The organism is Tepidibacter mesophilus, assembly GCF_002724055.1.
In the GTDB taxonomy this organism is placed as follows: Bacteria; Bacillota; Clostridia; order Peptostreptococcales; family Peptostreptococcaceae; genus Tepidibacter_A; species Tepidibacter_A mesophilus.
In genome coordinates, this window is record NZ_BDQY01000002.1 from 255195 (window position 1) to 276940 (window position 21746).

General features: G+C 27.9%; 25 protein-coding genes. All 25 read left to right on the forward strand.

Features of this window, described 5'->3' with window-relative positions:
* The first annotated feature begins 8 nt into the window (after window positions 1–8).
* Window positions 9–1163 (forward strand): stage III sporulation protein AE, encoded by a 1155-nt coding sequence (spoIIIAE, locus tag Tmeso_RS03030; protein ID WP_099188112.1) that lies wholly within the window; start codon window positions 9–11, stop codon window positions 1161–1163.
* A 12-nt stretch (window positions 1164–1175) separates the two neighbouring features.
* Window positions 1176–1736, forward strand: coding sequence for a stage III sporulation protein AF (gene spoIIIAF / locus Tmeso_RS03035; protein WP_099188114.1), 561 nt, complete (start codon window positions 1176–1178; stop codon window positions 1734–1736).
* A gap of 14 nt (window positions 1737–1750) precedes the next feature.
* Window positions 1751–2308: a stage III sporulation protein AG gene (locus Tmeso_RS03040; RefSeq protein WP_099188116.1), complete on the forward strand. Its 558-nt coding sequence runs from the start codon at window positions 1751–1753 to the stop codon at window positions 2306–2308.
* Between the two features lie 13 nt (window positions 2309–2321).
* Window positions 2322–3014: a SpoIIIAH-like family protein gene (locus Tmeso_RS03045; RefSeq protein WP_099188118.1), complete on the forward strand. Its 693-nt coding sequence runs from the start codon at window positions 2322–2324 to the stop codon at window positions 3012–3014.
* 63 nt (window positions 3015–3077) lie between these two features.
* Window positions 3078–3443 (forward strand): Asp23/Gls24 family envelope stress response protein, encoded by a 366-nt coding sequence (locus Tmeso_RS03050; protein ID WP_099188120.1) that lies wholly within the window; start codon window positions 3078–3080, stop codon window positions 3441–3443.
* A gap of 70 nt (window positions 3444–3513) precedes the next feature.
* Window positions 3514–3918 (forward strand): transcription antitermination factor NusB, encoded by a 405-nt coding sequence (gene nusB / locus Tmeso_RS03055; protein WP_099188122.1) that lies wholly within the window; start codon window positions 3514–3516, stop codon window positions 3916–3918.
* Window positions 3902–4861 (forward strand): tRNA (adenosine(37)-N6)-threonylcarbamoyltransferase complex transferase subunit TsaD, encoded by a 960-nt coding sequence (locus Tmeso_RS03060; RefSeq protein WP_099188124.1) that lies wholly within the window; start codon window positions 3902–3904, stop codon window positions 4859–4861. Before nusB ends, Tmeso_RS03060 begins: the two co-directional genes overlap by 17 nt.
* A 2-nt stretch (window positions 4862–4863) precedes the next feature.
* The gene (gene xseA / locus Tmeso_RS03065) at window positions 4864–6063 is read left to right on the forward strand and encodes an exodeoxyribonuclease VII large subunit (RefSeq protein WP_099188126.1); all 1200 of its coding nucleotides are present in this window, start codon (window positions 4864–4866) and stop codon (window positions 6061–6063) included.
* A gap of 1 nt (window position 6064) precedes the next feature.
* The gene (gene xseB, locus Tmeso_RS03070) at window positions 6065–6277 is read left to right on the forward strand and encodes an exodeoxyribonuclease VII small subunit (RefSeq protein WP_242967842.1); all 213 of its coding nucleotides are present in this window, start codon (window positions 6065–6067) and stop codon (window positions 6275–6277) included.
* A gap of 3 nt (window positions 6278–6280) precedes the next feature.
* A complete protein-coding gene (locus tag Tmeso_RS03075) occupies window positions 6281–7171 on the forward strand; it encodes a polyprenyl synthetase family protein (protein WP_099188130.1) in 891 nt (296 codons plus the stop codon).
* 17 nt (window positions 7172–7188) lie between these two features.
* Window positions 7189–7638 (forward strand): divergent PAP2 family protein, encoded by a 450-nt coding sequence (locus Tmeso_RS03080; RefSeq protein WP_099188132.1) that lies wholly within the window; start codon window positions 7189–7191, stop codon window positions 7636–7638.
* A 189-nt stretch (window positions 7639–7827) separates the two neighbouring features.
* Complete coding sequence (gene dxs, locus Tmeso_RS03085) at window positions 7828–9684, forward strand: 1-deoxy-D-xylulose-5-phosphate synthase (protein WP_099188134.1); 1857 nt, start codon at window positions 7828–7830, stop codon at window positions 9682–9684.
* Window positions 9685–9699: 15 nt separating this feature from the next.
* Entirely contained in the window at window positions 9700–10509 is an 810-nt protein-coding gene (locus Tmeso_RS03090) for a TlyA family RNA methyltransferase (protein ID WP_099188136.1), read from the forward strand.
* A 16-nt stretch (window positions 10510–10525) separates the two neighbouring features.
* Window positions 10526–10972 (forward strand): arginine repressor, encoded by a 447-nt coding sequence (locus Tmeso_RS03095; RefSeq protein WP_099188138.1) that lies wholly within the window; start codon window positions 10526–10528, stop codon window positions 10970–10972.
* Window positions 10973–10987: 15 nt separating this feature from the next.
* The gene (gene recN / locus Tmeso_RS03100) at window positions 10988–12676 is read left to right on the forward strand and encodes a DNA repair protein RecN (protein WP_099188140.1); all 1689 of its coding nucleotides are present in this window, start codon (window positions 10988–10990) and stop codon (window positions 12674–12676) included.
* Window positions 12677–12815: 139 nt separating this feature from the next.
* Window positions 12816–13829, forward strand: a complete 1014-nt coding sequence (gene spoIVB, locus Tmeso_RS03105) for a SpoIVB peptidase (protein ID WP_187296202.1) — start codon at window positions 12816–12818, stop codon at window positions 13827–13829.
* A gap of 86 nt (window positions 13830–13915) precedes the next feature.
* Window positions 13916–14728 carry a sporulation transcription factor Spo0A gene (gene spo0A, locus Tmeso_RS03110; protein WP_099188144.1) on the forward strand — a complete coding sequence of 271 codons (813 nt, stop codon included), beginning with the start codon at window positions 13916–13918 and terminating at the stop codon, window positions 14726–14728.
* Window positions 14729–14910: 182 nt separating this feature from the next.
* Window positions 14911–16032: a putative cytokinetic ring protein SteA gene (gene steA, locus Tmeso_RS03115; protein ID WP_099188146.1), complete on the forward strand. Its 1122-nt coding sequence runs from the start codon at window positions 14911–14913 to the stop codon at window positions 16030–16032.
* A gap of 12 nt (window positions 16033–16044) precedes the next feature.
* The gene (locus tag Tmeso_RS03120) at window positions 16045–16911 is read left to right on the forward strand and encodes a copper transporter (protein ID WP_099188148.1); all 867 of its coding nucleotides are present in this window, start codon (window positions 16045–16047) and stop codon (window positions 16909–16911) included.
* Between the two features lie 14 nt (window positions 16912–16925).
* A complete protein-coding gene (locus tag Tmeso_RS03125; protein ID WP_099188150.1) occupies window positions 16926–17612 on the forward strand; it encodes a glycosyltransferase family 2 protein in 687 nt (228 codons plus the stop codon).
* Between the two features lie 6 nt (window positions 17613–17618).
* Window positions 17619–18419 carry an MraY family glycosyltransferase gene (locus Tmeso_RS03130; RefSeq protein WP_099188152.1) on the forward strand — a complete coding sequence of 267 codons (801 nt, stop codon included), beginning with the start codon at window positions 17619–17621 and terminating at the stop codon, window positions 18417–18419.
* A 12-nt stretch (window positions 18420–18431) separates the two neighbouring features.
* On the forward strand, window positions 18432–19499 hold the full coding sequence (locus Tmeso_RS03135) for a DUF3866 family protein (RefSeq protein WP_099188154.1): 1068 nt from the start codon (window positions 18432–18434) through the stop codon (window positions 19497–19499).
* A 3-nt stretch (window positions 19500–19502) separates the two neighbouring features.
* Complete coding sequence (locus Tmeso_RS03140) at window positions 19503–20033, forward strand: NUDIX hydrolase (protein WP_099188156.1); 531 nt, start codon at window positions 19503–19505, stop codon at window positions 20031–20033.
* 84 nt (window positions 20034–20117) lie between these two features.
* Window positions 20118–20735: a stage II sporulation protein M gene (locus Tmeso_RS03145; RefSeq protein ID WP_099188158.1), complete on the forward strand. Its 618-nt coding sequence runs from the start codon at window positions 20118–20120 to the stop codon at window positions 20733–20735.
* Between the two features lie 119 nt (window positions 20736–20854).
* Window positions 20855–21736, forward strand: a complete 882-nt coding sequence (locus Tmeso_RS03150; RefSeq protein WP_099188160.1) for a tyrosine-type recombinase/integrase — start codon at window positions 20855–20857, stop codon at window positions 21734–21736.
* Window positions 21737–21746 lie beyond the last annotated feature (10 nt).

A 21746-nucleotide genomic window follows, 5' to 3' on the forward strand; every position in this document is an offset into this window, starting at 1 on the left:
GATTACTTATGAAAAAAAGAGTGTTTGTTGGAGTTTTAATTATGTTTTTTTTGATAACAAATCTAGCATATGCACAAGATGATTCAAAGGGAAATATAGATAAGTACATAGACAATCAGTTAAAAACTATTCAAATTGATAGATTGCAAAAAACTTTTGAAAATGAGCAAGTAATTAAAGATATAAATTTGAAAGATTTTATTATAGACGTTATGAAGGGTGAGAAAAACATATTAGACATAATAGATAAAGCGCAGGTAAAGCATTATTTATTTAAAGAAATTAAATTCAATTTTAAAATTTTAGTTACTATATTAATTCTATCGCTAATATCAGCAATACTTAAAAATTTAGATAATTCATTTTCAGGAACAGCTATAAGCAAGGTATCGAATTATACAGTTTTTGTACTATTGATATCAATAACTTTTATGGGGTATAAAGATGTCCTTGAAATAGCTAAGGTTACAATAGATAATATGGTTAATTTTATGCAAATAGCAATTCCTATTGAAATGGCTTTTTTAGTAACTTTAGGATTTCCTGTTACTTCAGCATCTTTAAGTCCTATATTTCTAGGAGGCATAGTTTTTATAAATATAGTGTTTAAGACATTTTTGATGGTAATAATGGCTCTTTCGTTTTCTATACTTATAATAAATAATATATCAAGTAATATAAACCTCAAAAGACTATATAATTTTACTAAACAAATAAGCGTGTTTACTGTGGGTTTTTTATTAACTGTATATCTTGGAATAATATCTATTCAAGGAATATACGTTACTTCGTTTGATAAATTTTCTATAAAGACTATTAAATTTGCTGTTGATTTTATTCCTGTTGTAGGAGGATTTGTATCTGATTCTATAGAAATACTACTTTCATCATCGTATTTATTAAAAAGTGTCTTAGGAGCAGCAGCACTTGTAATACTCATAGGGATATGTTTAATACCCATATTTAAGATAGTATCTATTATACTTGTTTATAAATTTTCATCTATAATTGTAGAACCTATATCTGATGACAATATATCTGCATATTTAAATGAAATGGCAAATCTTATGATAATAATTTTATCTTCAGTTGTTGCTGTTGGAATAATGTTTTTTATAACAATAGCAATACTTGCATCTATTGGTAATGTAACGAGAATGTAGGAGGAAGCCTTTATGAATAGTTTAAAACAATGGATAAGTAGTATATTGATTACTGCATTTGTTATTAATGTTATAGATATACTAATACCTACTGGAAGCTTTAAAAAGTACATAAATATAGTTTTGAACTTTATATTCATATTTATAGTTATAACACCTATTTTGAATTTAGTATCAAAAGATATGAATATAGAGGATCAAATATTAAAGCAGTTTAATGAATTTCAATATGAATACAACCAACAGTTGATGTCCAAAAGTTCTATAGATGAAGAAGAAATTATGTCTAATTACGATGACTATTTAAAACAGAGTATAAATATGAAGTTAGAGGAATCTGGATATGAATTAACTGATATAGAGACTGACGAGGATGGAGAAAAAAATTTAATTATAAAAGATTTAAAAACTAGTGAAAATAGTAATAATGATACTAAAGATAAAATACAATTAAAAGAGGATGAAAATTATAAGCAAGCTTTTAATGAACTTAAAAATGCTGAACATAAAAATATAAAAGAAGATTTGAATAAAATCTTCAAAATATCTATTGAAAAAATAAAAATTAACTAATGTGAGGGATGAAAATGAACCTTGATAAAAAGAGAATATACACTATTTTAGCTGCAATAATAATATCATTAGTACTACTTGTGAGTATTTCTGGTATATTTAATCAAAATGCAGATAAGAATTATCCAAATGCAGATCTAGTTGATAAAAATGAATCTGATAAGGGAAAAACAGTTGCTAAAGAAGATGAATTAGAAGACAGGCTTGAAAAAATATTAAGTAGTATACAGGGGGTAAAGTCAGTAAAGGTAATGATAACCTTTGAGACGGATGGAGAGCTAGAACCAGCTTTTAATGAAACGGTTGCAACAGAGACAACGCAGGAAAATGACTCAACTGGAGGAAGGAGGGTTGTAACAACAGAAAACAAAACTCAAACTATAGTAACTAAAAATAATAATAAAGGAAATGAACCTATATTATTAAAAGCTATAGAGCCACAAGTTAGAGGAGTTATAGTTGTAGCCGATGGGGCAGAAGATACTGTAGTAAAACAAAGACTATACCATGCTGTCAAAACAGTACTTCAAGTATCTAGCCATAAAATAGAGGTTTATCCAAAAAACAAATAAGGGGGATTAAGTTATGAAGTTTAACAAATTTAATAAGAAGTTTTTAAAAAGTAGAAATTTTGTTGTATGTGTATTAGTATTTATGTTAGTAGTTGTATGTACTGTTAATTATCAATTTAGCAAACAGCATATGCTTGAAACATCTAGTGACCTTAAGGAGTATGAAGAACTGCTTTTAACTGAGAATGAAAATGTAGATGTAGATAAAGAGCAGGTTAAGGAGGCGGCTAATGAAAATTTAGATGCTGAGGAAATAAAGGTTGTAGACAGTAATAAAAGTGAGACTGAAGAAAAGGTCAAAGAAACAACTACAAACATAACAAAAGAAATGGTATCAAAAGAAAACATGCAAAAGGATACATACTTTATAGATATAAAAATGAATAGAGAGCAGGAAAGAGGGGAATTAATAGAAGAACTAGATTCAATAGTTAAAAATCCTTCTTCTAGCAAAAATGCAATAGAAGAAGCATCTAATATGAAATTAAATTTAGTTAAGTTTAGAGAATCAGAGCTTAATATAGAGAGTTTACTTACTGCTAAAGGATTTAAAAATCCAGTAGCATACGTTAGTGAAAATAACGCAAGTATAGTAGTTGACAAGGAAAAATTGGATAAAGATGATGCTGCAAAAATATTTGATGTGGTATATACTCAAACAAAACTTCCTTTTGAAAATATAAAAATAATGGAATATAAAAGATAGTTTGTAAAATTTATTTCCATTTGGTATAATTAAAGTATAATTTAACACTTTGGAGGTGTACCTTTGGAAAATAAAGATTATGGCCAAATAAAAATATCTGAGGATGTAATTGCTACTATATCAGGAATTTCTGCTTCTGAAATAGAAGGGGTAGCAGCTATGAGTGGAAGCATTACAGGTAACATAACAGAAATTTTAGGTAAAAAGAATTTATCTAAAGGTGTTAAAGTCGTAGTAGAAGAAGACGAGGTATTTATAGATGTATTTGTTATGATAGAATATGGTGTTGTTATACCTGATGTATCATGGAAAATACAAGAAAATGTTAAAACGACTATTGAAACTATGACTGGATTAAATGTAGCTCAAGTCAATGTTCACATTCAAGGAATTACTTTTAAGAAAGAAAAAATTGAAGAGAATAGTTAATAGGAAGTATATTAACCCTCTGAATATTCAGAGGGTTAGTTTTGTGTATATAATACTTAGGAGGTTTACAATGAGCAGAAAGATAAGTAGAGAATTAGGAATGAAAATGGTTTATCAAATGGATATGACTAAAGAATATACTAATGAAAAGGTTGAGGAATTTATAGAGGAAAATTCTCATGAAAACTTTGATAAACAATACCTAGTTGATTTAGGAAATAAAATTATAGAAAATAAAGAAGATATAGATTTTATTATAAGCACTCATTCTAAAAAATGGAAAATAAATAGAATAGCTAAGGTAGATCTTAGTATATTAAGAGTGGCTATAGCTGAGATGAAATATATGGAGAATATTCCGTTTAAGGTTGCTATAAATGAAGGCATAGAACTTGCCAAGAGATATTCTGATGATGAGTCTACGAAATTTATAAATGGATTATTGGGAAGTGCAATAAATGATATCCAACAATAAAATAATTTTAGGAATAGACACAAGCTGCTATACGACATCTATAGCAGCTATAAATTTAGATAAAGAAATAATCATAGATGAGAAGAAGATGTTAAAAGTTAAGAGTGGTAACAAAGGACTTAGGCAGTCAGATGCATTTTTTCAACATGTAAACAATTTGGGAGATATGTTCGAGGGTTTAAAAAATATTATTAAGGATTATGATATTGTTGGAGTATGTGTATCTTCAAAGCCAAGACCTGTTGAAAATTCATATATGCCTGTATTTAGCTGTGGATACAAATTTGCAAAAACTATAGCATCTATATTAAATGCGAAATTATACCAAACATCACATCAAGAATGCCATATAGAGGCAGCTTTTTATGATACGGATATAGATAAAGATACATTTTTGTGTATACATATGTCTGGAGGTACTACTGAAATATTATTGGTAAATAGAAAACTAAGTGGATACAATATAGAAATAGTAGGTGGGACTAAAGATATAAGTGCTGGGCAACTTATAGATAGAGTAGGGGTAAGGCTTGGATATGAATTTCCCTGTGGAAATTATTTAGATAACAATGCGTTAAAATATAATACTGATGTTCATAATTTGAAAATATCATCCAAAGAAGGATATATTAATTTTTCGGGTGTTGAAAATCAAATATTCTCTATAATAGATGAATATTCTAAGGAATATATATCCAAGATTAGTTTAAACTCTATTTTAGATTCTATATATAAATCAATTGTTTACTTAAGCGAGGAATATAATATAAAAGATGTATTATTCGTTGGAGGGGTATCTTCTAGTGAATATATATCGTGTAATATGATAAATAAACTAAATAATCATAAAATAAATTCGTTTTTTACAAAGTCTAGTTTTGCAAAAGATAATGCTATAGGATCAGGTATTATTGGAGTTAACAGATTTTTAAGTGAGGTATAATTATGAAATTAAAGGCTCTTTCTATTAGTGAAGTTAATTCTTATATAAAACGGATTCTTACCAATGACCCTATATTATATAATTTAAAGGTGAAAGGGGAAGTATCTAATTTAAAAATCCATACAAGTGGGCATATATACATGTCTTTAAAAGACAACAAATCAAAAATAAACTGCGTTATATTCAAAAATAATGTTCCAAAAGATTTAAATTTAAGAGAAGGTCTTGAAGTTAGAGCATCTGGATATATATCTTTATATGAAAAAGATGGAAGTTATCAGCTTTATATAAATTCAATCGATGTTGACGGAATCGGGAACTTGCATGTGGAGTTTGAAAAACTCAAAGCTAAACTTCAAAATGAGGGATTATTCGATCCAAAATATAAAAAAGAAATACCAAGTATACCTAAGGATATAGGAGTGATTACGTCTTTAACAGGAGCAGCACTTAGAGATATTATAAATGTTATATCTAGAAGGTATCCAAAGGTTAATGTTAGGATATATCCTGTTTTAGTCCAGGGCGATAAGTCAGCGGATGATATAGTTTATGCTATTGATTTTTTAAACAAAAGAGAAGATATAGATGTTATAATATTGGCTAGAGGTGGGGGATCAATAGAAGAACTATGGTCTTTTAATGAAGAAAAAGTTGCAAGAAGTATATTTGCGTCACGCATCCCTATAATAAGTGCAATAGGACATGAAACTGATTTTACAATATCAGATTTTGTATCAGATCTTAGAGCGCCTACTCCATCGGCTGGAGCTGAAATATCTGTTCCATCTTATTTAGACATGAGAGAAAAACTATATATATCTAAGAATAGGATTAATAAAGTATTTGAGAACAAAGTATATACATATAAAAAAGATTTGCATAATACAAAAAAGTATATGGATATTAATTATAGAGAAACAATAAAAGATAAACTTATAGATATGGATAACTGTTTAAAAGATATTGAAAATAATATGAATAAAAAGCTTATTTTAACAAGAAATGAGTTAGATTATATAGGCCAAAATTTGAATAATTTAAGCCCTTTATCGGTAATGTCTAGAGGATATACTTTAGTAGAAAAAGACGATAAGCTAGTTAAAAATCCTAAGAATTTAAGGCCAGGAGATAATATAAATGTACTATTTGAAAAGGCCTGTGTAAATTGTAAAATACAGAATATAAAAGAGGTAGATTAGTATGAATTATGAAATTGCATATAAAAGGTTACAAGAAATTATTAAAGGTTTAGAAGAGGAAACTATATCTTTAGATGAATCTTTAAAGCTTTATGAAGAGGGTATAAGATTATATAGACATTGTAACAAATTATTAGAATCAGCTCAACTTAAGATAACCAGGTTTTCAAACGATACTTTAGAGGAAATAGAAATTGATATTGAGGAGGTATAAAAAATGGATTTTAAATCAGCATTAAAGGATAAAAAAATATATATTGAAAGTAAATTACAAAGTTATATACCTGATATGAATGCATATCAAAAAACTTTATTTGAATCAATGAAGTATAGTTTAGATGCAGGAGGTAAAAGGCTTAGACCTATACTTTTAATGGAGAGTGCAGCTTTATTTAATTCTGATATAGAAGAGACTATACCTTTTGCATGTGCTATGGAGATGATTCACACATATTCTCTTATACATGATGATTTACCTGCTATGGATGATGATGACTTAAGAAGAGGAAAACCTACAAACCACAAGGTGTTTGGAGAGGGAATAGCTGTTTTAGCTGGAGATGGACTTTTAAATTATTCATTTGAAATAATGCTTGATTATGCTTTAAAAAATGAAAAAAATAGTCATAAATACGTAAAGGCTATGAATGAAATAGCTAAAGCTGCAGGAGTTAGAGGGATGATTGCAGGTCAGATTGTAGATCTTGAAAGTGAAAACAAAAAAATAGATAAAGATACACTTGATTTTATACATATGAATAAGACATCTGCTATGATTATAGGGGCTATGAGAGCTGGAGCTATAATTGGAGGAGCGAATGATATAGAACTTGAGAATATAACAAATTATGCTAAGAATATAGGACTTGCTTTTCAAGTTACAGATGATATATTAGATATAGTGGGCGATGAAAAAAAACTAGGCAAAGATATTGGAAGTGATCTGGAAAACAACAAGTCTACATATCCGTCATTATTTGGTATTGAAAAATCAAGAGATATAGCTAGAGAACTTATAGATGATGCAAAAAGATGTATATATAGTTTTGACAAAAAAAATGATTTTTTAAATTGTTTAGCTGATTACATTGTAGACAGAGAATGGTAGTTTAAGGAGGACGTTAAGTGACTTTTATTGAGGGGATTTTAAATAATCAAACTTTTACAGTATGCTTTATATCTTGGTTTGTAGCACAGATATTAAAAGTTATACTGACTTTTATATTTGATAAAAAGATAGATGTTTCAAGGTTCGTAGGTTCAGGTGGTATGCCTAGCTCTCATTCGTCATTTGTTACAAGTCTTGCAACTGCGATAGGAATACAAAGAGGATATGAATCGTTGGAGTTTGCCATGGCATTTGTATTTGCTTTAATAGTAATGTATGATGCAGCTGGAGTTAGAAGAGCTGTTGGGAAGCAAGCTAAGATACTTAATAAAATGATAGAAGATATACAGGAACATAGAAAAGATGTTTTCAATGAAAAGAGATTAAAAGAACTTGTAGGCCACACTCCTGTAGAAGTCCTATCTGGAGCTGTGTTAGGTATTGTAATAGCTAACATAATGATTTGAAAATGATTTATCAATATGCTATAATATCTATGCTTTATGTAGAACAAAATATTAAACATATGATATAGAGATATATCCTAGTAATAGATTATCTAATAACCAATATAGTTTTAAAATATTGGGTTTTGGAGAAAATACTAGGGTATATTTATATATTTTAAAATAATTTTTAGAAAGTAGGATGAAGTTATGTATAAACATTTATACAATGTAAATAATCCTGAAAATTTAAAAAAAATGAATATAAGACAACTTAATGAACTTACTAATGAAATAAGAAAATTCCTCGTGAAGTCTGTATCTAAGACAGGGGGGCATTTGGCTTCTAATTTAGGCGTAGTAGAATTAACTCTTGCATTTCATTATATATTTGAAACACCAAAAGATAAGATTGTTTGGGATGTAGGGCATCAAGCTTATGTGCATAAAATGGTTACGGGAAGAACTAGTGAATTTGAAACTCTTAGAAAATTTAATGGACTTAGCGGATTTCCTAAGAGAAATGAAAGTAAGCATGATGCATTTGATACAGGACACAGCTCGACTTCTATATCAGCAGGGCTTGGTCTTGCTATGGCGCGTGATATTAAAAAAGAGGATTACGAAGTTGTATCTGTAATAGGAGATGGTGCTTTAACTGGAGGTATGGCATTTGAAGCTCTTAATCATTTAGGACATACTCAAACAAATATGACTGTAATATTAAATGACAATGAAATGTCTATAGATAAAAATGTTGGAAGTATGTCTAATTATCTATTGAAACTTAGAACTAACAAAGCTTATAAAAAAATGAAGATGGAATTTGAAAATATAACTAATTATATACCTAGAATCGGTGATACGGTATATAAGACGGCAGATAAAATAAAGGATAGCTTAAAATACATTGTAAGTCCAGGTGCTTTATTTGAGGAGATGGGTATAAAATATTTTGGACCAATAGATGGACACGATATAGAGGAACTTATTCAGACTTTTAAGACTATAAAAAAATTTAACGGACCTTGTATAGTTCATGTAATTACAAAAAAAGGAAAAGGATATAAGTTCGCAGAAAATGAGCCAGAAAAGTATCATGGAGTAAGTCCATTTGATATTAAAGAAGGAATTCAAAAGAGTTCTAAAGAGACATATTCAAGTGTAGTAGGAGAGAAAATGATTGAAATGGCTAGTAAGGATGAAAAGATAGTTGCTATAACAGCTGCGATGCCATCTGGAACAGGACTTTCCAAATTTCAAAATATTTATCCAAAAAGGTTCTTCGATGTAGGAATAGCAGAAGGTCATGCTGTTACATTTGCAAGTGGTCTTGCAGCTAATGGTATAAAACCTTATTTTGCGGTATACTCTACATTCCTTCAAAGAGGATATGACCAAATAATACACGATGTTGCTCTTAGTAATCTTCCTGTAACTTTATTACTTGATAGAGCTGGAATCGTTGGATCTGATGGAGAAACTCATCATGGAGTATTTGACCTGAGTTATTTAAATTCTATACCTAATTTAACTGTTATGGCACCGATGGATAAATACGAACTTGAAAAAATGTTAGAATTATCAAGAATGATTAATTCTCCAGTTGCTATAAGATATCCAAGAGGCGAAGTTTTAAAGTATGATAAAAATAATTACGAGTTAGGCATTGGAAAATGGGACATGCTAAAAAAAGGAAACAAGGTAGCTGTTATAGGTATAGGAGCTATGGTAAAAACTTGTTTAAAGTGTAGCGAAATATTGAATGAAAGAGGAATAAGTATAACTTTAATAAATGGACGATTCTTAAAACCGTTAGATTCTACAATGTTAGAAGATATACATAAGGAATATGATTATATAATAACTGTTGAAGATAATGTTTTAATTGGAGGATTTGGAAGTAGCATATCTTGTTATTTATCAAAGATTGGATATAAAGGAAAAATTATAAATATAGGATTTGAAGATAGATTTATAGAACATGGAAATGTAGATGTACTTTACGATAAATATGGATTATCAGCATCAAAGATAGCACAAAAAATAATAGAAGAAACCAAATAAGAAAGGTAATAAATCATGAAAAAAAGAATAGATATTTTACTAGTTGAAAACGGCCATTTTGAAAGTAGAGAAAGAGCTAAGAAATCATTAATGGCAGGACTTGTATTTGTAGATGGTCAAAGGTGTGATAAACCGGGAACTATAGTGAAGGAAGATTGTGATATAACAATAAAGGGAAAACTTATTCCATATGTTAGTAGAGGTGGATTAAAGCTTGAAAAATCAATAAAAAACTTTGATGTAGATGTAAAGGATAAGGTATGTTTAGATATAGGGTCGTCTACTGGGGGATTTACAGATTGCATGCTTCAAAATGGAGCTAAAAAAGTATTTTCTATAGACGTTGGATATGGGCAGCTTGCATGGAAATTAAGACAAGATGACAGAGTTGTATGCATGGAGAGGACTAATATAAGACATGTTGAGATTGATGATTTAGGAGAATATGCTGATTTTTCATCTATAGATGTATCCTTTATATCATTAAGACTGGTTATACCAAAGGCTAAAGAACTGTTAAAAGAAAACGGAGAAATAGTAGCCCTTATAAAACCACAATTCGAAGCTGGGAGAGAAAAGGTTGGAAAAAAAGGAGTAGTTAGAGAAAAACAAACACACATAGATGTGATTAAAAGAATAATAGAATTCGTATATCAAAATGAATTTGATATATTAAACTTAGACTATTCTCCTGTAAAAGGTCCAGAAGGTAATATAGAATACTTGCTTCATATAAAAAAGAATAATGGTTTAAACGAAAAGAATGAACTAAACTACGATGAAACAATTCTAAAAGTAGTAGAAGATTCTCATCAAAAACTGTAATTAGGAGGATTTAAAGTTGAAAATATCAAGACATAACAAAATATTAGAAATAATTGAAAGTAATGATATAACGACTCAAGATGATCTTGCACAAAAGCTTAGAGATCATGGAATGAATGTTACTCAAGCTACAGTATCAAGAGATATAAAGGACTTAAAACTAGTTAAGGTTTTAACTAAAGATGGGAATTATAAATATGCAGCACTTAAAAAAGAAGAAAAAGGGTCCTGTGACAGACTTATAAGATTATTAAGAGAAGTATTAATAGGTATTGATTCATCTGAAAACATTGTTTGCTTAAAAACTATTGCTGGATCTGCACAATTGGCTGCCAAAGCAGTAGATCAACTGGAACTTAAAGAAATAATAGGTACAATAGCAGGTATTGATACTGTATTTATATTGATAAAAAGCAGAGAAGATGTAGATATAATAAAAGGTAGATTCAGAAAGCTAATATAGATAAGGGGGATTATCATGATCCTTGAAATGTATATAAAGAATTTTGCTCTAGCAGAAGAAATTAGAATAGATTTTGAAGAAGGATTTAACATATTAACTGGAGAAACTGGCTCTGGTAAATCTATAATAATAGATGCTCTTAATCTTTGCCTAGGTGGAAGGTATGACAAATCATTTGTAAGAAAAGGAACGGATAAAGGTCTTGTAGAGGTTACATTTAATGTTACAAATGAAAAAGTTATTGAAGAATTATTAGAGAGTGGAATAGATGCATCTTTAGATGATAATTTGATAATATCAAGAGAGATATATAGCGATGGAAAGAATATCAGTAGAGTAAATGGAAGGAATGTAAGAATATCTTTTTTGAAAACAATAGGGTCTCTATTAGTAGATGTACATAGTCAACATCAAAATCAGGTTCTTTTTAATAAAGATAAGCACATAGAATTTTTGGATATATACGGACACCAAAAAATTGAGCCCGAAAAAAAAGAATACCTAAATATATATAACGAGTACTTCGATTTAAAAAAGGAAATAAACTCATTGACTGAAGATAAAGATGACATTCAAATCGCAAGGGAAATAGATCTTTTGAAATTTCAAATACAAGAGATTGAAGAAGGTGATTTGACTATAGGAGAATATGAAGAACTCTTAAAAGAAAGAGAAATACATAGAAATAGCGAAAAAATATATACAAGCCTAAATAGCTCGTATTTAAATTTATATGAATCGAATTACAATGCATTTGACTTGATATCTAAAGGTATTAAGGATTTAAAAAGTATTTCTAATATAGATGAGAGATTAGAACAATTCCATGCTTCTTTAGAAGAAATTATGTATACTCTTCAAGATATATCAAAAGATATAAGAGATTATAAAGATAATATAGACTTTGACATTAAAAGCCTTGATAATATAGAAATAAGAATAGATACTATAAATAATTTAAAGAGAAAATATGGAAATTCTATAGATGAAATTTTAGAGTATAAGAATAAAATAATTAAAAGATTAGAAGATATAGAAAATAGAGATGAAAAAATTATAGAATTAAAACAAAATTTAGAAAAAATTGAAAGCATATTAAATCTAAAAAGTGAAAAAATAACTTCTATAAGAAAAGAAATTGCAAATAAATTAGAAACCGACATATGCGAACAGCTCTATTCTTTAAATATGAAAAATGTTGTATTTAAGGTTGATTTTAAGCAAAAACAAGAATATTTTTCAACTGGAAAAGATATTATAGAATTTATGATATCCTTCAATGTAGGAGAAGATTTGATGCCTATATATAAGGTTGCATCTGGCGGAGAAATGTCAAGATTTATGCTTGCATTTAAAAGTATATTGTCTGATATAGATAAGGTTAATTCACTTGTATTTGATGAAATAGATACAGGTATAAGTGGAATAGCAGCAGAAATAGTGGGAAAAAAATTAAAGCATATATCAAATAAAAAACAGGTTATAAGTATAACTCACCTGCCTCAAATAGCAGTAAATGCAAATGCTCACTTTAGAATAAAAAAAATTATACAAGAAAGTAGAACTTATACAAAAATTGAAAAGCTAAGTCAAAAAGAACAAATAAAAGAAATAGCAAGATTAATATCTGGATCTAATATAACAGAAAAAACAATAGAACATGCTAAAGAAATTTTAGAAATAGCTCAAAATAAAGATGTTTAAACATCTTTATTTTTTTGAAGTTTTTATTTCAAAATTACTACAATGAGACTTTTTTACAATATTATAATTATTTGTGGAGGATATAAAAGTTCGATTTTAGGAAAATTAATATTAAAATGACATTAAGGAAGTGATGTATATGGCTAAAATTTCCAAGAGAAAATTTTTAATTTTAATATTAATTTTATCCGTTATATTGACAAGTTTTACACCTCTTGATTTAAATTCACAAGCTTTTAATCAAAATAAATTAGAATTAATTCCGCTTGGGAATATAGCTGGAATAAAACTTGATACAGACGGTGTATTAGTTATAGGAATAGACGAAAATTATTTAAAATATAAAGACAGAAATATAAAAGTTGGAGATATAATAGTAAAGATAGAGGGTAAAGAAGTAAATAAAGCACAAGATATAGAGGATATCACAAATAATATAAAAAAAGACTTCGTAAATGTAACTATAAAAAGAGATGGCAAATATATATACCAAGATGTAAAGTTATATAAAGATGATAAAGACAATACTCACAAAATAGGAATTTGGGTAAGAGATAAAATAGCTGGTATAGGTACATTGACTTGCTATAATCCACAAACTAAAGAATTTTATGCTCTAGGGCACGGAATAACAGATGTAGATACGGGAAGCATAATAGAAGTGAAGAAAGGTGTTTTATATAAGCCAAAAAAAACAGGGGTTAAAAAAGGTGTATCAGGAGTTCCAGGTGAAATAATAGGAGATTTTGATAAAAAAAATATAATGGGTGAATTTAATCATAATGATGATTTTGGGATAAAGGGCACAATGAATAACCAATATAGATGGGATAATCTAAAACCCATAGAAGTTGGTCATTATTACGAAGTTAAAAAAGGAAATGCATATATACTATTTTCTGATGAAAATTATAAAATAAAAAAATATAAGATACAAATAAAAAAGATATTCAATCAAAATAGACCTAAATCTAAAAGTATGGTAGTTGAAATCGTAGATAAAGATTTGATAAATTATACAGGTGGAATAGTACAAGGAATGAGCGGTGCACCTATAATACAAAATGGGAAAATAATAGGAGCTATAACACACGTATTCGTAAATGATCCTAAAAAAGGATATGCCATATTTATAGATTGGATGTTAAAATAAATCAAAATAAATTAAAGGAAACTTAATACAAATGTCGAATTAGTTAACTTGTACAAATATAATAATTTTTATTGGGGGGTAATTCTATGAAAGAAAAAATAAAATTAATAATAGCGGATGATAATAAGGATTTTTGCCAAATATTAAAAGAATATTTGCAAAATGAAGATGATATAGAAATATTAGGTGTAGCTAAAGATGGCATTGAGGCGCTTGACCTAGTATCAGAAAAGCAACCAGACTTACTAATATTAGACATAATAATGCCTCATCTTGATGGTCTTGGAGTTATAGAAAAATTAAATACAATGGATATAAAAAAGATGCCAAAAATAATAGTACTATCTGCTGTTGGACAAGATAAAATAACTCAAAGGGCTATAAATTTAGGAGCTGATTACTATATAGTTAAACCTTTTGATTTTAGCGTATTTATAAATAGAATAAGAGAATTGGTTGGACAAAGAAGTGTATCAATACTTCAAAATAATAAACCGCTAACAACTTTTAAAACTGTTAAAACTGAGTTTATAAAAAATACTGGAAATATAGAAGCTGAAATAACTAATATAATACATGAAATAGGAGTTCCAGCTCATATAAAAGGGTATTTATATTTAAGAGAAGCTATAACTATGGTAATAGATAATGTAGAACTTTTGAGTGCTGTTACTAAAGAGTTATATCCAAATATAGCTAAGATATTTAACACTACTCCATCAAGAGTAGAAAGAGCGATAAGACATGCTATAGAAGTAGCTTGGAGTAGGGGAAAAGTTGATACTATAAATCAATTGTTTGGATATACAGTTCACAATACAAAAGGGAAGCCAACAAATTCTGAGTTCATAGCAATGGTTGCAGATAAATTAAGACTTGAGCATAAAGCGGCAAGATAGATTAAAAAAACATCTTTTGTTATTATTAAAAAATAACAAAAGATGTTTTTTTAATTTTAGAAATTAATAGAAAAATTCTAAAAACTAATTCCTTGTTTAATTTAGATGTAGTTATGTGATATAATTAAATTTGTTTAAAATTAAGATTAAAATGAGTATTTTGTAAAACAAGGAGGAAAAATATGCGATTAAAGGCTCCGATAAAAATAGATAGAAAAACTAAAAATCTAGCTAAAAGATTAAAAGGAGGGGAGATTGCTGTAATAAACCACAAAGATATAGATGAGGTTGCAGCTAACTCTTTAGTAGAAGGAAAAATAAAAGCTATAGTAAATGCAGATACTACAATAAGCGGTAGATATCCAAACAAAGGACCTCAAATACTCTCTAATAAAAATGTATATATATTAGACAATGTAGGAAAAGAAGTATTTGATAGATTAAATGAAGATGATATTGTTGAAATAGTAGATAATAAGCTGTATTTAAATGATGAATTAATAGGTGAAGGTGAAGTATTAGATAAAGACATAATTAAACAAAAAATAAAATTATGCTATGACAATTTATCTAATGAACTAGATAACTTTATAGAAAATACTATAGAATATGCTAAAAAAGAAAAAGGATTTATACTTGGAGATTTAGAAATTCCTAAAATGAAGACAGATTTTAAAGGAAGACATGCATTAATTGTGGTAAGAGGTCAAGACTACAAACAAGATTTAAGCACAATAATTCCATATATAGAAGAGATGAAGCCTGCATTAATAGGAGTTGACGGTGGAGGAGATGCACTTTTAGAATTTGGATACACGCCAGATATGATAGTAGGAGATATGGATAGTATAAGTGATGAATGCTTAAGAAAATGCAATGAATTAGTAGTCCATGCTTATCCTGATGGAAGAGCACCAGGACTTAAAAGAATAGAAAACTTAGGGCTTGAGGCTACTGTGTTTCCAGCACCTGGAACTAGTGAGGATATAGCTATGCTGACAGCATATGAATACGGTGCAAAATTAATAGTTGCACTTGGAACTCACTCAAATATGATAGATTTTCTTGAAAAAGGAAGAAAAGGTATGGCTAGTACTTTCTTGGTAAGGCTTAAAATTGGATCAAAACTTATAGATGCAAAAGGAGTTAACCTTTTATACAGAAGTAAATTGAAACTAAAATACATATGGGGCCTTATTCTTGCAGCTCTTTTCCCTGTTTGTATAGTAGCTTATTTATCACCATCTATTCAGCAACTTATAAAACTTATGCAGATTAAAATTAGATTATTAATGGATTTTTAGGGAGGTTTTTTTGTGAATGTAAATATGAAGTATTTTATAGTAACATTAAGTGCTATTTTCATAAGTTTGGGGATCGGAATATTAATAGGATTTAATTTAAATAGTAATGGGGCATTTGATGAGCAACAAACCCAAATAATAGATGATTTGGAAAATAAATTCAATGTAATAAAACAACAAAACAGTAAGATGGATAATAAAATCTTAAATATAACAAAAGAAAATGAAAATCTAAATAAGTATATAGAAAACACACTTAGCTATGTGGTTAATAATAAACTAGAAGGCAAAAATATAGGAATAATTAAGACTACTGAAGATTATTTTTATCCTAATGTAGAAGAAGTTATAAACAAGGCTAATGGGAAAGTGGCATTTAATATTGTTATAAAGGATAAACTGGTAAATGAATTTGAAATAAATGAATTAAACAAAGAATTTAACGTAAATTTAAAAGATAAGAATGAATTTATGAATTATATATGTCAAATAACATATGTAGATAAAAATGTTGATTTATTAAATCAAATGAGTCAAAAAGGAATAATAGAGATAAAAACTTTAAATCTTGAGTATAATAATTTAAATACTGTTATACTTGAAGGTGGAAGTTTAGAAAATAATGAGAATAAGTTAAACATTGTAGATAAAAACATAATTAAATATTTTAAAGATAATAATGTTAACCTGCTTGGTAGTGAAAGAAGAGACACTAAAAATTCTTATATTCCATTTTACAAAGAATCTAAGATATCTACTATAGACAATTTAGATGAAGTTATGGGTAAAATATCATTGATTATGGTTATTGAGGGAAAAACAGGACATTTTGGAGTAAAGGATACTGCAGATGAATTTACACCTTTAGAAATTAAATAAAAAGGAGTCAATTTATGAATAATAAATATATTACTATAATAATACCTGCTTATAATGAAGAGAATAAAATAAAATCTACAATAGAAGGTATAAAAGATATAACGTGTATAGATGATATAATAATAGTTGATGATGGATCAACTGATAATACGTTTAAGATAGCGTCTTCATATGATTGCGTAAAAACATTAAAACTTGATAAGAATATGGGTAAAGGATTTGCTTTGAATTATGGACTTAAAATAGCCATGCAAAATTCTGATATTATAGGATTTTTAGATGCTGATTTAGGTCAAACATCAAGAGATATAGAAAAACTGATATACCCTATATTAAATGATGAATGTGATGTAACTATTGCAAAATTTCCACCAGCAAAGAAAAAAGGTGGTTTTGGATTTGTTAAAAAACTCGCAAAAAGTGGAGTTAAAATGCTAACTGGTGAAGAATTAGATTCAACATTATCAGGACAAAGAGTGTTTAAAAAAGAAGTTTTACAACATTTTGAAGAAATGCCGTTTGGATATGGTGTTGAAGTTGGAATGACTATTGATATATTAAAAAAAGGATATAAAATAAATGAGGTTTTAGTAAATATGACACATAATGAAACTGGAAGAAATCTAAAAGGATTCGTTCATAGAGGAAAACAATTTTATCATATAAATATTACTTTACTAAAAAAAATATTAGGGAGGTAGTATAACTTGATATATATAGTATTTTTAATTGGATTTTTAGGAACTCTATTAATAATTCCTTATTTTAAATTACTTTTAGTAGAAAGTAATGTTGTAAGAAAAAACTATAGACAAGATTTAATTCCAGTATGTGCTGGAATAGTATTTTTGCCTATACTTATAATAAATTCATCTGTTTTGAGATATTTATATAAAAGTAATGATATATATATATATTTGTTCGGCATAATGAGTATGGCATTTATAGGAATACTTGATGATTTGATAGGAAATAGAGATGTTAGTGGGCTTAAAGGACATTTTAAAAGCCTATTAAATGGAAAACTTACAACAGGGGGTTTTAAAGCTTTGTTTGGAGGTTTTGTGGCTTTACTAATATCAGTTAGCATATCAAATAATATAATTGATATATGTGTTAATACACTATTAATTGCATTATTTACAAACCTAATGAATCTATTAGACTTAAGGCCAGGTAGAGCAATAAAAGGATATCTATTTATTTCAATAATACTGCTATTTACTGTATCTATGTACTATGACAAAGTAATGATAGTACTTTTGATGTCAAATGTGCTTGCTTATTTTAAAGAAGATTTAAAAGCAAATGCTATGATGGGAGATACAGGATCTAATGTTTTGGGAATAGCAACAGGTATAATCATAGCTTATAACTTTTCATTTATAGTTAGACTTTGTGCAGTAATATTATTGATACTTATTCATGTAATTACAGAAAAGTATTCTTTAACAAAAATAATTGAGAATAATAAATTACTAAACTATATAGATATGTTAGGTAGATAAAGAGGTGTACTTATGATAAGCAAAAAAATTGGAACAGTACAAGAGATAATATCTAGAACTGAAGAAATGGAAGAGCTTAAGGTTAAGATAGGTGATAGTATACAAAAGGCTATAAATTATCCTAAAATTAACTCTTATGTAGCAGTTAATGATGAAGTTTTATTAAATACAAGCGCTGTAGAACTCAATCTTGGAACTGGAGGATTTCACTTTGTAATAGCTAATCTAAATAAACTAGAGAGTCAGATGAGTGAGGGTGGACATATAATGAAACTTAGATATACTCCACTTCAAGTAAAAATATTCTCAGCAGAAGAGCAAGAAAGTGAATATCATGATAAAATAAAAAACTTTAAATCACTTGAAGATATGCCTGTTGTAGTTGGAACCCTTCACAGTATGCTAGTTCCGTTTGCAGCATCGTATAAAAGAATTGATAAACAAAAAAAATTAGTATACATAATGACTGACGGAGCAGCTCTACCTATATATTTGAGCAAAAATGTACAAAATTTAAAGAAAAATAGATTAATAGATAATACAATAACTATCGGAAATGCCTTTGGAGGAGATTATGAGTGTATAAACATATATACTGCATTAATACTTGCAAAAGAAGTTTTAAAGGCTGATGCTGTATTTGTATGTATGGGCCCAGGTATAGTAGGGACATCTACTAAGTATGGTTTTACAGGCATAGAACAAGCCAATATACTTGATGCTGCTAAAAAGTTAAAAGGAAGACCAATAGCCATACCTAGAATAAGTTTTGCAGATAAAAGAGATAGACACTTTGGTCTTAGTCACCATTCTGTAACTATATTAAAAGAAATGGTTAACACAAAGGTTGTAGTACCAATTGGAATAGGGTGTAATAAAAATAAAGAATATGTAATCAACCAAGTAAAAGAGCATGGCATAGATAAAATACACGATATTGTATGTATAGATAACAACAAAACAAAATCCGACTTAGAATATTTCAACTTAAGGGTAAGGAGTATGGGAAGGTCTTATGAAGAAGATAAAGAATTTTTCAATTCGGCAAGCTCTGCTGCTTATTATGTATTGGAGGGATAGGTTATGATTTTTAAAGAAGAAACTATGAGTTCAGAAATGATATATAATGGAAAGATTATTAACTTAAGAGTAGATACTGTTGAACTTCCAGAGCATAAATACCAAAAAAGAGAAATTGTAGAACATCCAGGGGCCGTAGGTATATTAGCTATAAATGATAAAAAAGAAATAATATTTGTGAAACAGTTTAGAAAGCCAGTTGAGGAGATTTTAATAGAAATTCCTGCTGGGAAACTTGAAAAGGGAGAAGACCCTAGGGAATGTGCTATAAGAGAATTGAAAGAAGAAACTGGATACGAGGCTAAAAATATGAAATTTTTAAATGAATTCTATACATCAGCTGGTTTTTCTAATGAAAAAATGTACTTGTACTTAGCTACTGACTTACAAGCAGGTGATTGCTGTCCGGATGAGGATGAATATGTAGAAGTTATGAGTGTAGATATAAAAAAAGCCTTGGATATGATTGCAAACAATGAAATAAAGGATTCTAAAACTATAATAGGAATACTATTATCAAAAGATTTAATATAAAAAAGTCTTTGATTATAAAAATTGTAATATACCCCTTATTTTTAACATAGAATTATGTAAAGTTAAAAACAAGGGGGTTTTAATTTGAAAAATATATTTGAATTTTCAAATTCGAAGTTTAATTATAAAATAATTATGATAATATTTATATTTTTATTCAGCCTAGGGATTACAAGTGGAGCTTATTTAAATAAGGTATATTCTATTTCGGATACTTCTATGAATGAGTTTATTTCTAGGACAACCAGTGATTATAATCAAAATTTCAATTTAGTAGGCGAAGCTTTACTAAATTTAAAAAATGATTTTGTATATTTAATATCAATGTATTTGGCATCTCTTTTTGTAATTACAAGCCCACTTGTATTAGTTATAGTATTTTTAAAGGGATTATCAATAGGATATACAGTAAATACATTGATTTTGGTATTGAAGAGTAGTTCTATTAAAATGATATTTTTGATACTTATGAAAAATATAATTATAATTCCTTTTACATTCTTTGTAATATTTTTTTCTTTTAATTATTTTTTTGAAGCAATACATGCTTTGAGAATATCTAGTAAATTTAGAAATTATAATCATATTAAAAAATTAATGCTAAAATATAGTATTAATTTGATAGGATTATTTGCAGTAATAGCAACGATACAAGGCATAGTAAATTTAGTATCTATATTCATAATGCAAAAAATATTCTAGTTATAAGTATATTGCGTTAGAGAACAGAACTATCAACTATTTTGAGCAACGGAGCCGATTGTTGGGGATATGAGTCAGCGCGTAGCAGCTAGACGAATTTTTAGTCAGAGGAGTTTAATATGGATAATATAATAGATAAGTATATAGATTACATAATAAAAGATAAGAATCTTTCTCAAAATACTATACTTTCATATAAATCAGATTTAAAAAAATACATAAAACATTTAGAAAACAATAGTACGGATTATATTAGTGTTAGCGAAAATGATATATTTAGCTTTTTGATACAGCTTCAGAAATCTAATACATCAATATCTACAATATCTAGAATAATCTCGTCAATAAAATCATTTCATGAATTTTTATTTAATACAAGGATATCTGATAATAATCCCGCTAGAAAAATTAAAAAACCAAAAGTAGAAAGACCTAAGATGGATATACTAACACAAGAAGAGGTAGAGCTCTTACTTAATGCACCTAGTATAGAAAATACAAAAGGTATAAGAGATAAGGCTATTCTAGAATTATTTTATGCAACTGGAATTAAGGTATCTGAATTAATTAAACTTGATATAGATGATGTTAATTTAAACATGGATTATATAAACTGTGAAAATAAGAAAAATACTAGAACTATACCTATTAGCAATACATCTAAAAAATACACACAAAAATATTTAGATGATTCTAGAATGAATATGGTAAAGAATAAAGATGAAAAGGCTTTATTTGTAAATTCAAAAGGTGAAAGATTTACAAGACAAGGACTTTGGAAAATAATTAAAAAGTATACTCAAAATATAAATTTGGATAAAAATGTAACTCCAACTATGTTGAGACATTCTTTTGCCATACACTTACTCAAAAAAGGAGCAAATCTGAGTGTGGTTGGAAAAATATTGGGTAATAATAACTTAACAAGTCTTCAAATATATTTAAATCATATAGACAAGAATATAAGAAAAGAGTTAAAAGAAAATCATCCAAGGCTATAAATGATAAAAT

Bases quoted from the DNA above. Each gene is read 5' to 3' on its own strand.
- xseA (WP_099188126.1), top strand. From the start codon at position 4,864: ATGAAATTAAAGGCTCTTTCTATTAGTGAAGTTAATTCTTATATAAAA.
- spoIVB (WP_187296202.1), top strand. From the start codon at position 12,816: ATGGCTAAAATTTCCAAGAGAAAATTTTTAATTTTAATATTAATTTTA.
- steA (WP_099188146.1), top strand. From the start codon at position 14,911: ATGCGATTAAAGGCTCCGATAAAAATAGATAGAAAAACTAAAAATCTA.
- Tmeso_RS03040 (WP_099188116.1), top strand. From the start codon at position 1,751: ATGAACCTTGATAAAAAGAGAATATACACTATTTTAGCTGCAATAATA.
- dxs (WP_099188134.1), top strand. From the start codon at position 7,828: ATGTATAAACATTTATACAATGTAAATAATCCTGAAAATTTAAAAAAA.
- Tmeso_RS03060 (WP_099188124.1), top strand. From the start codon at position 3,902: ATGATATCCAACAATAAAATAATTTTAGGAATAGACACAAGCTGCTAT.
- spo0A (WP_099188144.1), top strand. From the start codon at position 13,916: ATGAAAGAAAAAATAAAATTAATAATAGCGGATGATAATAAGGATTTT.
- Tmeso_RS03150 (WP_099188160.1), top strand. From the start codon at position 20,855: ATGGATAATATAATAGATAAGTATATAGATTACATAATAAAAGATAAG.
- Tmeso_RS03045 (WP_099188118.1), top strand. From the start codon at position 2,322: ATGAAGTTTAACAAATTTAATAAGAAGTTTTTAAAAAGTAGAAATTTT.
- recN (WP_099188140.1), top strand. From the start codon at position 10,988: ATGATCCTTGAAATGTATATAAAGAATTTTGCTCTAGCAGAAGAAATT.
- Tmeso_RS03125 (WP_099188150.1), top strand. From the start codon at position 16,926: ATGAATAATAAATATATTACTATAATAATACCTGCTTATAATGAAGAG.
- nusB (WP_099188122.1), top strand. From the start codon at position 3,514: ATGAGCAGAAAGATAAGTAGAGAATTAGGAATGAAAATGGTTTATCAA.
- spoIIIAF (WP_099188114.1), top strand. From the start codon at position 1,176: ATGAATAGTTTAAAACAATGGATAAGTAGTATATTGATTACTGCATTT.
- xseB (WP_242967842.1), top strand. From the start codon at position 6,065: ATGAATTATGAAATTGCATATAAAAGGTTACAAGAAATTATTAAAGGT.
- Tmeso_RS03135 (WP_099188154.1), top strand. From the start codon at position 18,432: ATGATAAGCAAAAAAATTGGAACAGTACAAGAGATAATATCTAGAACT.
- spoIIIAE (WP_099188112.1), top strand. From the start codon at position 9: ATGAAAAAAAGAGTGTTTGTTGGAGTTTTAATTATGTTTTTTTTGATA.
- Tmeso_RS03090 (WP_099188136.1), top strand. From the start codon at position 9,700: ATGAAAAAAAGAATAGATATTTTACTAGTTGAAAACGGCCATTTTGAA.
- Tmeso_RS03140 (WP_099188156.1), top strand. From the start codon at position 19,503: ATGATTTTTAAAGAAGAAACTATGAGTTCAGAAATGATATATAATGGA.
- Tmeso_RS03075 (WP_099188130.1), top strand. From the start codon at position 6,281: ATGGATTTTAAATCAGCATTAAAGGATAAAAAAATATATATTGAAAGT.